This window comes from Streptomyces torulosus (genome assembly GCF_001419765.1).
Classification (GTDB): domain Bacteria; phylum Actinomycetota; class Actinomycetes; order Streptomycetales; family Streptomycetaceae; genus Streptomyces; species Streptomyces torulosus.
This window is the reverse complement of the sequence record NZ_LIRK01000035.1, coordinates 1-11,810: the sequence shown is the minus strand read 5'-3', so window position 1 is coordinate 11,810 and position 11,810 is coordinate 1. Positions and strand designations below refer to the sequence as shown.

The window sequence follows — 11,810 nt, the reverse complement described above, 5'->3', positions numbered from 1 at the left end:
GAGCCTGCTGGAGCGGGCCGGTACGGCGGAAGAGGTCGCCGAGCAGCCGGCACAGGTCGGCGAGGTCGCCCGCCGCTCCGGCCCGCTCCAGCAGGCTCAGGGCGCGGACGTAGTGCTCCTCGGCGGCCTCGGTGTCGCGGGTGTCCTCGGCGATGATGCCGAGGAGGCGGTGGGCGGCGGCCGAGTGCAGGGCGCCGCGTTCGGAATTGAGGTCGGCGAGGACCTCCTGGAGCAGTTCGGCGGCCTCGTCGGACTTGCCGCGGCGGTGCAGGACGTCGGCGAGTTCGACGGCGACCTGGCTGGTGTAGAGGGTGGCGCGCTTGGCGGAGAGCATGCGGCGGGCCTCGCGCAGCTCGGCCTCGGCGCGGTCGTAGGCGCCGTTCTGGGCGTGGAGGTAGCCGCGCATCCAGTGGCAGTTGGCCAGCTCGGTGCGGATCTGGAGCTGCCGGTACAGCTCGGAGGCCTTGGCGAGCGACGCGTCGGCCTCGGCGATACGCCCCTCGGCGATCATCGTGCGGGCGACGGACCGGTGCATCCGGGCGACGAGGGCCGGGTCGCCGGACCGCGGGGCGAGGGCGAGGGCCAGCTCGGCGGCCTGGGCGGCGCGGGCGTGGGCGCCCATGTCCATGTAGGGGGCGATGACGCCGGTGTAGAGGAGGAGCAAGGCGTCGGGGTCGTGCAGGCCGTTGCGGTTCAGCTCGTCGAGGGTGGACTCGAAGAGGTAGCAGGAGTAGCGGAGTTCACCGGCGAGGTAGTGGGCGACGGCCCGGCCGCGCAGGGCGGGGACGCGGGCGGGCAGCGGGGCGTCGCCGAGCCGCTGCTCGGCCTGTTCGAAGCGGAGCCGGGCGGTCTCCAGGTCGCCGGTCTCCAGGGCGCATTCGCCGAGGCCCAGCAGGGAGTCGGCCTGTTCCGCGAGCAGACCGTGTTCGTCGGCCTCGGCGAGCACGGACGCGAAGCCCTCGGCGGCGGCCTCGGTGGCGCCGGTGGCGAGGGTGCGCTGCGCGCCGGTGAGCCGCAGCCGCAGGGCGGTGGCGAAGCCGGCGGGCCGTCCGGTGGCCAGTTCCTCGTATCCGATGCCGAGCCGCTCGGCGATATGCCGCAGGGCGGGTTCCGAGGCGCGGACGCGTCCGGACTCCAGGGTGGAGATGTACGCGGGGGTGTACGCGGGCTCCGCCAACTGCCGTTGTGTGAGGCCGCGTTCCGTCCGCAGTTGCTGCACTCTGCGCCCTATGACCTCGGGGTCGTCACGCTCGGCCATACCTACCATGACGTAAGCATGCCAGTAAGCCCGCTTATGCCGGCCGCTTTACCCCAACTGGCCCCGGCCCTCTTGCCGTTGGTAGGCCAAAGCCCTACGTTGAGCGACGCGCTGTACGCGTTCGACCACTCGCTCAGCCCTTCGACTCCTCCGCCGCTCAGCCACTCAGCCCATCGCCGGCAGCCGCCCCCGCTGCCGCCGCAGCCGCTGCGAGGTCGCCGTGTTCCGAGAACTCCTCACCCGCCACACCCGCCCCCTGGTCGCCGCGCTGCTGGCGGTGGCGGCCCTGATGGCCCTGGCCGGCGCCGTCCCGCGCTGAGCCGGATGGAGTACGGGGCCGAAGGGCTCCCTCCGACCCCTCAGAACTCCGCCGTGTCCAGCTCGAACCCGAGGGGCGCGGGCAGGGACACGGTGAGCCCGAGCTTGCACCTGGAGCTCTTGGCGTACTCGTTCGCCGAGGGCTCGGCGTGGACGACAGCCTCGCCCGCCTCCCTGTCGATCAGCAGGTAGAGCGGGATCCCGGCGCGGGCGTAGCCCTGGATCTTCTGCTCGCGGTCGCGCTCGGCGGTGCTGTCGGAGGTGACCTCGGCGACGAGGAGGACCGGGGAGGGGTCGTGCCACTCCTCCCTGTCACTGAAACTGCCCTTCGGGGCGATGACCAGGTCGGGGACGATCTCCTCGTGCTCCCCGTTCACCGGAGACGTCACGCAGATCTCTCCTCCGATCAGCTCCACGCGCCAGCCCTTGGGAGCCGTCGCACTGAAGAGCTCGAAGACCTGCTCGACGCTCGCGCCCGTATGGTCGGGCACACCGCTGCCATCGTCGCTGTCGCCGTCAGGGTCGTCGTACGGACCGTAGATGGCCTCGCCCTGGCACCCCGGCATGATGATCGGCTCCGCCGTCGCCATGACGGACCTCCTTCGCTCAGCGCGACGCTCTCAGCGTAGACCGGAAGCGCACACGGGGAATCCGGAGCCATTCACTCGAACGAGTGTGCCGTCACAGCTCCGCATCCAGCAGCTCACCTCGGACACTTGTGCGACAGAAATTCCCCCCTGTCCTCCGTGAGTAAATCTATAGCGGCCGCAGTAGACATTGCCCTGTGGGCGAGCTACCGTTTTTCCTTGTAACCCGGAAGTCGAAAAGGGCACGGCAGACATGAACTGCCGTGCGTGCAGGTCCAGCAGTACCGCGTCATCCAGGAAGAACGACCGCATCATCGAAGGTAAGGAGCAGACACCATCAGGATCCGCCCGGGCGCGGAAGACATCCGCCCGGGACGCCGCAGGCCCCGGATTGGAAGGTGGTCCCCGGTCACGCATTCGCGATCCCCGCAGCCCCGTCCTCACAGACGGCCCCTGCGGATACAGAAGGCCGGCGCAGTGCGCCGGTAGATGGTGGTAGAAGCTCGGGGCTCGGGTGCCGTACGGCACCCGGGCCCCCCGACGTGTCCGCGAAAGAAGAGGTCTGTGCCCCCAGCCCGCTCCCGCCTCACCGACAATCTCGACGACGACGACTACCCGGCGTACACGATGGGCCGGGCCGCCGAGATGCTCGGCACCACACCCGCCTTCCTCCGCGCCCTCGGCGAACACCGCCTGATCACCCCGCTGCGCTCCGAAGGCGGTCACCGCCGCTACTCCCGCTACCAGCTGCGCATCGCCGCCCGGGCCCGTGAACTCGTCGACCAGGGCACCCCCGTCGAGGCCGCCTGCCGCATCGTCATCCTCGAGGACCAGCTGGAAGAGGCCCTGCGCATCAACGAGGAGCTGCGCGCGCGGGACGGCGGCACGTCCCGGCCGAGGTCCCCGGCCTGATCGTGAGCGGGCCCGTCAGCGGCCCCGTCGGTCGGCCAGCGCGGCTGCCGTCGCCCGTACGAACGCCTCCGGGTTGTCGAGCATGACGTTGTGGCCGCAGTCCGGGACGGGGACGACGCTCACGCCGGACGCGGTGAGGGCGTCGGCGCCGGGCAGCGGGCCGTCCGCCTCGGGGTGGAGATAGGTGCGGGGGATCTTCAGGTCGAGGAGCAGCTCACGCATGGTGGGGCGGGTGCCGCGGGCGAGCCGGACGGCACTGCGGTACAGCGCCTCCCGCCCGGCCAGCCGCATCGTCGCCCACCACGCGGCTCCGGCCAGCTCGGCGAACTCCGCCCAGCCGCCGGCCAGGAACTCCTCCTCGGAGTACGCCGCGATGCCGTTGCTCCCGACGACGCCGTGGGCGGGTGTGAGCGGATCGAGGTTGGAGTCGATCATCACCAGCCTCGACACGAGTTCCGGGTGCCGGGACGCCAGCACGATCCCCACGGAGCCGCCCATACTGTGCGCGACGAGTTCGGCGCCGGCGACCCCCGCGGCCGTCAGCGCCCGGGCGAGCGCGTCGGCGTGCGCCTCCAGGGAGTAGTCGAAGTCCGTCGGCCGGTCACTGATCCCGTGCCCCAGCATGTCGACGAGCAGCGACCGCCGCCCGGCGAGCGCCGGATGCGTGGCCACGGCCGTGAAGTACGGCCCCGAAGCGGCCCCCAGCCCGTGCACATACACCCGGCAGGGCTCGTCCCCCGCCCACTCCACCCACCGGATCCGATCCCCGGCCTCCGTCACCACAGCACTACGCACGCGTTCCCCCCTCAACCCAGACAGGGAGAACCTACCGCCCCGCTACGGCCCGCCTACGATGCCGGTCATGACAGGCGTCGACGATCACCGGCCCCGCTTCTGGGACACCGACGGCGACCACGGGGTGCAGCCACCTCTGACCGACCGAGCGATCCAGGAGGCCGAGCGCCTGCTGGGCGTCACGCTCCCCGGCTCGCTGCTACGGCTGCTCCGCGACCGGAACGGCGGCCAGGTCGACGACACCCACAACGCCTTCCCCACACACCGGCCGACCTCATGGAGTGCCGACCACGTCCCGTTCGACAGCGTGCTGGGCATCGGCCACCGTGCACGAACCCTGTCCATGCTCGACAGCCCGTACCTCGTCGAAGAGTGGGGACTGCCGACGGACGTGGTGCTGATCTCGGGTGACGGGCACCACTGGATCGGGCTCGACTACCGGGCCTGCGGCCGACAAGGGGAACCGTCCGTGACCTGGTTCGACGCGGACGACAACTCCGAGCTGCCCCTCGCCCCGGACTTCCCCTCTTTCCTCGCCCATCTCACCGCCGCCGATGACTTCGCGGACGAGGCGAACCCCGCGTGACGCCGCGCCGGCCGGCCGGCCGAGACGAGTAGACGGCCGAGACCGGGCGCGCGCTCACAGCCGCGCGTTCAGGGCGCCGGGGAACGTCGGAGGGGTGTGTGGGCGTTTGCTGCCGCCGACCGCCTCGAGTACGGCGGCCGCGGCGGCTGCTTCGTCCAGTCCCCAGAGGTCCTTGCGGAGCCTCTTCGTCAGGTTCTCCGGGATGCTGTCGTGGGGGACGTACTCGATGGCCAGCGGTATCAGGCGCTTGCCCTGGGCGAGGGCGGCCTCGATCTCGGTGCCCGTCCAGCGGCCCTGCTCGAAGTAGGAGTGGGAGAACAGGGCCACCAGGGCATCGGCCTGGGCCAGACCCCGCTTCATGGCCTCGTGAAAATCGTCTCCCGCGTGCCAGTCCCAGACATCGATCAGGACCTGGTGTCCGGCCTGCTGCAACTGCCAGGCCACCCACTCCGCCCAGAGGCGATCCGGTCCCGCGTAACTGACATAGATCCACATGCCGTTCGGCTGTGAGAGCCGGGCGGGCGCCGTCGCCCCCTCGGCACTGCCGCCCGGCCGGGCGGATCGCGGCCCGGGGCGCAGCGTGGCCAGGTGCGACCAGGCGGAGCGCCACGGCGCGAGAACACCGGCCCTGTGGGGCACCACGGTGCACCCCTCTCCGTACTCGTCCCAGGACATCAGGACCCGAACCAGCAGCATCAGCCGGTCAAGACCCAAGTAGTGGCCCTTGAAAGCGGCGTGCAGTGTGGCCTTGGGCAGCCTCTCCCGCCCGCCCGTCAGCGCGAGAGCCCGCTTGTTGATCTCGCTGTACGACTTGAGACCGCGCTCGGCACGCAACTGCCTCAACGCGCTTGCCTGCGCCTCAAGCGCCTCGGCGTACGAAGCCGCCCGGTGGTTCCCCTCGTCGTGCTCGGCCAAGGTGTTCCGCCCCTCCCCCGTAGTGCCACCCGCCAGGACGCCTCCGGCGAACGACACCGAACCAGAGCGAACTCCGTCGAACCGGTGGCCCGTTCGGTGGAGTTCGCGACCGTGTGCCGGGGGTCGGATGCGATCGGAGGTCGTTCGCCTCATGCGGTAGGTCTTCCCGGGGAGACCCACTGTCGAGACATGACGAACCCTCACGAGACCCCGCGCGCCACCTCACCCCGTACCGACAGTCGCGCGGACCGGCCGCGACTGACCCGCCGTGAAGGCCTCCGTCTCGCCGGAGCCGCTCTGGGAGGGCTCACCGCCGGGATCGCCCGCGCCGGTCTCACGTGGCTGCTCGATCAGTTCACCGGTTGACCACAGCCCGCCCACCCTCTCGGCCGATCGTCGCCCGGCGGAGATCCAGCCCGGCGAGTCGTGGTTCGGGAAGGCGGAGAAGGGCGGCGGCGCCGTCGAGCCCTTGGCGGGATGGGGCTGCCGCCCGAGGCGAGCCAAACAGAGGTCCGGCATTCTGTCGGGCCATTAATTCACGCTTGCTCGCGCCGAGTTGAAGTCCGGACCCCATTTCACGGTCGGCCGCCTTATTCGACCCGCCGAACATGCGGACCTCGGTTTAGTCGACTTGTCGAACAACTGGCCAACCATGGCGCGTAAAGCCTCCGTCGAGCTCGGCGCGGTTCGACTCCCGTGCAGGTGGCGGACTGATCGCGGGACTGCCGCCGGCCGGTGATCACTCAGCGAATGGCTACCAACGGGTCCGGTCACCAATTCCCGGACGGACGAGCCTTTCTGCTGATTACACGTGTCGTAACGGCCATTGCTTTGTCGGTCCCCCATACCGAATTCCCCTTCAGCACTGCTAGATTGACGCCGCGTCTCCGAGGTGCGGCCAAACAGGCATACAACCCGCGGAGAAAGCCCCCCTACACCTTCACAAGAAGGCCACATTCGGGTGCCCGGAAAGCCGTAGCGGCCGAGTTTCACTGCTTTGAGGCGAGCCTCACTCCGCTCCTCGGGCATTCACCCCCCATCACTAGAAAGCGCACACAAGTGAAGAGATCCCTTCAGCGTTTCGGCCCCCCTCTGGCCGTCGCCGCCATGACGATCGCGCTGGGCACGCCCGGACTGGCCGCCGCCGACGAGGCGAGCGACAGCCAGGACGCCACGTACTACATCTCGCTCGGCGACTCCCTGGCCTCGGGATACCAGCCGGACGTGGACAAGGACACCGACTCCGCCTACACCGACCAGCTGTACGCGCAGCTCAAGCAGCGCACCCCCGGGCTGAAGCACATACGCCTCGGCTGCACCGCTGAGACCACCGAGTCCCTGATCAGCGGCGGCAAGTGCGACTACCCGAACGCCAAGTCCCAACTGGACGCCGCGCTGAAGGCCATGGCCGAGCACCGCGGCAAGGTCGCTTACGTGACCCTCAGCGTCGGCGCGAACGACATCCTCCTCAACTGCGTCAGCCCGGTCGGCGCCCTCGACGGTGCGTGCCTGAACAGCCGCAGCCAGAGCATGGCGAAGAACCTCGCCCAGATCGCGGGCGCGCTCCGCCAGGCGGGCGGGAAGAACACCCAGTTCGTGGGCGCGACGTACCACAACCCGTTCCTGGCGGCCTGGGTGCAGGGCCCGGCGGGGCAGCAGGCCGCCAAGGAGTCGGCGCCCCTGCTCAAGGCCGCCAACTCGGGGATCACCCAGGTCTACAAGTCCACCGGCTTCAAGGTGGCGGACGTCGCCACGGCCTTCTCCTCGGACGACTTCACCACCCAGGTGAACGCTCCCGGCGTGGGCGAGGTGCCGGCGAACGTGGCCAAGATCTGCCAGCTGACCTGGGCGTGCACGAAGAAGGACCCGCACCCCAACGCCGAGGGCCACAAGGTGATCGCGGGAGCGTTCGCGGCGGTGCTCGAGAAGAGCGACGCGCCCGGCCCCGGCGCGTCCCCGACCCCCAGCGAGCCGGCCACGCCCGAGACCGGCACGGACGGGGACTCGGACACGGACAAGGGGGCGAACGACCCGAAGACGAACGGAGGGCTCGCCGAGACCGGCGGGTCGAGCAGCACGCCGGTCATCGCGGGTGCGGGGGCCGCGGTCCTGGCGCTCGGTGCCGCCGCGGTCTACGTCGCGCGCCGACGCCGCGCGGGCGAGGAGAGCTGACGGGCAGCGGGTGACACGACCCGAACAGCGGGCCGCACGCGACGACGCGGGCGGCCCGCTCGCCGTTCGACGGCTACGGCTATCGGCCGCCGGCTACGTGGTCCAGGAAAGCGGAGAAGGCCGCCGCAGAGAGGGTGAGGGTTCCGCCACCGGGGTTCTTGGAGTCGCGGACGGCTATGTGGGGGGTGAGGGGGGCTACTTCGACGCATTCGCCGCCGTTGCTGCCGCTGTGGGAGGACTTGATCCACTGGGCGGTGCCGAGGGGGACGCACTCGACGCATTCACCGCCATTAGTACTGCTGTACGAGGACTTACGCCACCGCGACGCCGCCAGATCCTGGATGCCGCTCATAACGCTCCTCCATCATCCGCGCGATCAGTGCCGCCGAGTCCTCCGCGGACAGGGCTGCGGCCTGAAGGCGAGCGTAGCCGAGGACGCGTTCCCTGATGACCTGCGAATTGGCCGTCATATGGGCAGAGTCGTAGCCCTCGGCGTAGAAGAGGTCAGGGTCGCTGTCGAAGCGCAGAAGCGTGAACGCGCCGATCATTCCAGTGTGCTGACCGGCCGAGTACGGCAGGACCTGAAGCACGGTCTCGGGCTTGTCGAAGCAGCCCAAGAGATGGGCGAGTTGGTCGCGCATGACCTTCGGTCCGCCAACCTCGCGGTGCAACACCGCCTCTTCGAGCACCACGCACAGCACCGGCGGTTGATCGCGCAGCAGCACACGCTGCCGCTCCATCCGTGCGGCCACCATCTCGTCGAGCCGGTCCGGCTGTCCGACTCTCAACAGCGCCCTCGCGTAGGCCTCCGCTTGAAGCAGGCCGTAGACAACCTGCGCCTGATACGAGGCGATGTATACGGCCTTCGCCTCCATCTCAACGAACGGTTGGAACCACGAGGGCAACTGGCTGCGCAGCACCAGCCCCACCAGCCGTGAGAACAGCCCGTCCGTCATCAGCGCCGCGTCCAGGCGCTCCGCGAACTCTCTTGTCGGAACCTTGTTGCCCGTCTCGATCTGCCCCACCAAGGAACCCGTGCAGAAGATCGCTGAGCCCAGGTCCCCCTGCGTCAGGCCCGCTTCCTCTCTGCGGCGGCGTAGCTCCGAGCCGAAGTAGTCCAACGGCGAGGCACTGGGGTCCAGTCGGCGCACGTTCGACATGAACCGAGCGTAACCATGCGAGCACGGGCGCGTGGTCGAAGAGGGAAGGACCCCCGTGGCGCTTCTGTCAGAGGCGTGACTTAGTCTTCGCTCACTCGCCCGCGAGTCGAACAGACATACGCGGCGCTCTCTCGCTTTTCGTTCCGGGGGGTTCGAAAACGTGCGTATCCGCACTCTTCCGGCTGCCACCGCGCTGGCAGTCCTCTTCAGCTCGGCCGCGCTCGCGGTCGGGACGGCCGCCCCGGCGGCGGCCGACAGCACCATGGTCCTTCCGGTCGCGTCGAGCGCGGACATCGTGGTGGACGGCGTCCACCAGCGGGTCTTCATCAGCGACCCGCAGGGCGGCAAGATCGTCGTCACCGACTTCCACGGCATCGTCGTCAAGCAGCTGACGAACCTGCCCGGCGTCCAGGGCCTGGAGCTGTCCGCCGACTCCGGCACGCTGTACGCGGCGGTGCGGGACGCGGACGCCGTCGTGGCCGTCGACACGGCGACGAACACCGAGTCCGCCCGCTACACCGTGGGCGACGCCCCGGTGAGCGTCGCGCTGGCCGGCGGCAAGGTCTGGTTCGGCTACGGCGCGGCCGGCAGCGGTGACCTCGGCTCGCTGGACCTCTCCGGCGAGCAGCCCGTGGTCGCGCTCGACCAGGACACCACGCACCTGTGGTACGACGCGCCGATCCTGGACGCGGCGCCCGGCGCCGCCGCCCTGGTCGCGGGCGAGCCCGGCGGCAGCAAGCTCGCCGTGTACGACGTCGCGTCGGGCACCGCGAGCCGCACGGCGGCCGTGGGCACCGGCGGCTCGAACATGGGCGACCTCGCGGTCACCCCGGACGGGCAGCGCGTCATCGTGGCCAGCGGTGCCCCGTACCACCACCAGGTGTTCAAGACCTCCGACCTGACGGCGGACGGCACCTACGCCAGCGACAGCTACCCGAACTCGGTCGCCGTGGCGTCCGACGGGACCGTCGCGGCCGGTATCGACGGCATCTACGAGCCGGACATCTACGTCTACAAGCCGGGCTCCACCACCTCGGTCCGGGAGTACGACTTCCCGAACACCGGTGGCAGCAGCGGCGGCGACGAGCTGCCCGACTCGGGCCTGGGCTGGGCGCCGGACGCGTCCCGCCTGTTCGCGGTGACCTACAACGACGAGGGCGTGTACTCGCTGCGCGTGCTGGAGGCCCCCACCAGGGCCACCACCACGGTCAGCGTGAACGCCCCGGCCACGGCCACCCGCGCCAAGAAGCTCACCGTCACGGGTAAGGTCACCTCGAAGGCGGCCCTCCCGGCCGGGGTGAAGCTGTCGGTGACCCGCACCGATCTGGAGTCCACGTCGGGCAAGGCCCTCGCGGACGTGACGGTCGCGGCCGACGGCACGTACTCCTTCTCCGACACCCCGACCGTCGGCGGCAAGGTGAAGTACACGGTGCGCTACGCGGGCGACGCCGACCACGCGCCGGGCTCCGCCTCCGACACCGTCGAGGTGTCCCGCGCCACGCCCACGCTGACGCTGAACAAGAACCGCAACACCTACGCGTACGGCGCGGACGTGACGTTCACCGCGCACCTCGGCACCACGTACAAGAACCGCAAGCTGGAGATCTGGACCGACCCGTACGGCTCCGACAAGCCGAACAAGCTGGTCAGGTCGGGGACGGTGAACTCCTCGGGCAACCTGTCGGCCACCCTCGACCTGACCCGTGACACCAAGGTGTCCGTGAAGTTCGCGGGCGACGCCCGCTACAAGCCGAGGACGGTCACCAACACCGTCTACACCAAGGTCAGGATCTCGTCCTCGATCGGCGGCTACTACAAGACCCAGACGGCGTGGGGCCAGAAGTACCACTACGTCCACAAGTCCAAGGACCCCGTCCTGAAGACGACGATGACGTACTACCCGGGCCGCAAGCAGCGCCTCCAGCTCCAGGCCTACTACCAGGGCGCCTGGCGGGACGCGGGCTCGGAGTACTTCTCGCTCGGCACGTCCGGCGGGTCCGACATCACCCTGACGGGCACCCCGACCACGAACGTCCGCTTCCGGTTCCGCTCCGAGTACCACGACACGACGTCCGGCGACAACGTCAACACCACGACGTACGGCGCCTGGAAGTACTTCATCTTCACCAGCTGACGCGCCACGCTCGGTCCGCGGGCCGAGCACGGCGGAGGGGGCATGGACCGATGACGGTCCATGCCCCCTCCGCGTTCCGGACGCGTGTCCGGCGAGGCGCGTCCTGCGATGTGTGGCCTACGAGGCGTCCACGACCGTCCCCGTCGACTCCAGGCCCGGCAGCGGTTCGCCGTCCCAGTCAGCCAGCGCCAGGCGCAGCGACTCGGCCGGTTCGGTCACCCGGTCCTTCACCGTCGGGACGGTGAAGTCGGCGGTGGTGCGACCCGCCGGGACGTCGACCGTGATCCACACGCCCGACTGCGACAGCGGGCGCTCCGGGCTGGGCCGCTCACCGAAGTTCTCCAGCCATCGCGGGTCCACGTCCTTGGTGGACAGCTCGACGCCCTCGGTGACCGGCAGCACCCGGACGTCCTGGCGGACGTCGACCTCGGCGGGCGCCGAGAACGTCACCCGCCAGGTCAGCTTCTTGCCCTCGGTCACCCGGCCGGCGACCGGCTTCAGCCTCATCACGGGCGCCGGGTCGTCGTCCTCCACGGTGACCCCACCCGCGTACGAGCCGACGACCGCGCCGCGCACGGCCTTGGCGAGGAGGGAGTGCCGCTCCTCGTCACCGAAGCGGGTGTCGCCCTTGACCACGACCGGCACGTCGATGGGGCTCGCCCCGGGCCGTACGGTGATCGTCCTGTCCACGGTGCGTCCGGTGTCCCGGTCCAGGACCGAGAAGCGGACCTTGCCGCTGCCGTGCCCGGAGACCGTGACCGGAACGCGGTACGTGCGGGTGCCGGAGTCGCCCTCCTTGACCCTGAGCCGGCCGATGTCGACGCGCGGCAGGGCGGCGGCGGTGACCGCCGGGGTGCCCGGCGCCCAGCCCCAGGCGTCCATCATCCAGGCCTGCCCGGACCGCGAACGCGGGGTCAGCGTGAGGGACTTGACGTGCTTGAGGTCGAGTCCGCCGCGGCCGGCCGCGGTCAGC

At 70.2% G+C, this 11,810-nt stretch carries 11 protein-coding genes and 1 pseudogene; 5 read left to right on the top strand and 7 right to left on the bottom strand.

Annotated elements, in window-relative coordinates:
* Both AOK23_RS03455 and AOK23_RS03450 read right to left on the bottom strand, forming a co-directional pair.
* On the bottom strand, window positions 1-1,258 hold a 1,258-nt coding region (locus AOK23_RS03455), incomplete at its 3' end, for a helix-turn-helix domain-containing protein (protein WP_055711266.1).
* A 359-nt stretch (window positions 1,259-1,617) separates the two neighbouring features.
* Window positions 1,618-2,166, bottom strand: coding sequence for a Uma2 family endonuclease (locus AOK23_RS03450; RefSeq protein WP_055711265.1), 549 nt, complete (start codon window positions 2,164-2,166; stop codon window positions 1,618-1,620).
* Window positions 2,167-2,727: 561 nt separating this feature from the next.
* On the opposite strand from AOK23_RS03450, the gene AOK23_RS03445 reads away from it, so the two are divergent.
* Window positions 2,728-3,075 carry a MerR family transcriptional regulator gene (locus tag AOK23_RS03445; RefSeq protein ID WP_055711264.1) on the top strand — a complete coding sequence of 116 codons (348 nt, stop codon included), beginning with the start codon at window positions 2,728-2,730 and terminating at the stop codon, window positions 3,073-3,075.
* A gap of 15 nt (window positions 3,076-3,090) precedes the next feature.
* On the opposite strand, the gene AOK23_RS03440 is transcribed toward AOK23_RS03445, so the two are convergent.
* Window positions 3,091-3,870, bottom strand: coding sequence for an alpha/beta fold hydrolase (locus AOK23_RS03440; protein ID WP_055711263.1), 780 nt, complete (start codon window positions 3,868-3,870; stop codon window positions 3,091-3,093).
* A 67-nt stretch (window positions 3,871-3,937) separates the two neighbouring features.
* Between AOK23_RS03440 and AOK23_RS03435 the strand changes: the two genes are divergently transcribed.
* On the top strand, window positions 3,938-4,456 hold the full coding sequence (locus AOK23_RS03435) for an SMI1/KNR4 family protein (protein ID WP_107102717.1): 519 nt from the start codon (window positions 3,938-3,940) through the stop codon (window positions 4,454-4,456).
* Window positions 4,457-4,510: 54 nt separating this feature from the next.
* Here AOK23_RS03435 and AOK23_RS03430 read toward each other — a convergent pair whose 3' ends face one another.
* Entirely contained in the window at window positions 4,511-5,371 is an 861-nt protein-coding gene (locus AOK23_RS03430; RefSeq protein ID WP_157877928.1) for a toll/interleukin-1 receptor domain-containing protein, read from the bottom strand.
* Between the two features lie 189 nt (window positions 5,372-5,560).
* Between AOK23_RS03430 and AOK23_RS47640 the strand changes: the two genes are divergently transcribed.
* The gene (locus AOK23_RS47640) at window positions 5,561-5,737 is read left to right on the top strand and encodes a hypothetical protein (RefSeq protein WP_157877927.1); all 177 of its coding nucleotides are present in this window, start codon (window positions 5,561-5,563) and stop codon (window positions 5,735-5,737) included.
* A 741-nt stretch (window positions 5,738-6,478) separates the two neighbouring features.
* Window positions 6,479-7,543, top strand: coding sequence for an SGNH/GDSL hydrolase family protein (locus tag AOK23_RS03425; RefSeq protein WP_055711260.1), 1,065 nt, complete (start codon window positions 6,479-6,481; stop codon window positions 7,541-7,543).
* A 79-nt stretch (window positions 7,544-7,622) separates the two neighbouring features.
* Here AOK23_RS03425 and AOK23_RS44405 read toward each other — a convergent pair whose 3' ends face one another.
* Entirely contained in the window at window positions 7,623-7,895 is a 273-nt protein-coding gene (locus AOK23_RS44405) for a DUF397 domain-containing protein (RefSeq protein WP_079049259.1), read from the bottom strand.
* Window positions 7,855-8,703, bottom strand: a complete 849-nt coding sequence (locus tag AOK23_RS03420) for a helix-turn-helix domain-containing protein (RefSeq protein WP_055711259.1) — start codon at window positions 8,701-8,703, stop codon at window positions 7,855-7,857. Before AOK23_RS03420 ends, AOK23_RS44405 begins: the two co-directional genes overlap by 41 nt.
* 160 nt (window positions 8,704-8,863) lie before the next feature.
* Between AOK23_RS03420 and AOK23_RS03415 the strand changes: the two genes are divergently transcribed.
* Window positions 8,864-10,837: a YncE family protein gene (locus AOK23_RS03415; protein WP_055711258.1), complete on the top strand. Its 1,974-nt coding sequence runs from the start codon at window positions 8,864-8,866 to the stop codon at window positions 10,835-10,837.
* A gap of 117 nt (window positions 10,838-10,954) precedes the next feature.
* Here AOK23_RS03415 and AOK23_RS03410 read toward each other — a convergent pair.
* Window positions 10,955-11,810: pseudogene (locus AOK23_RS03410) on the bottom strand (hypothetical protein); the annotation flags it as partial.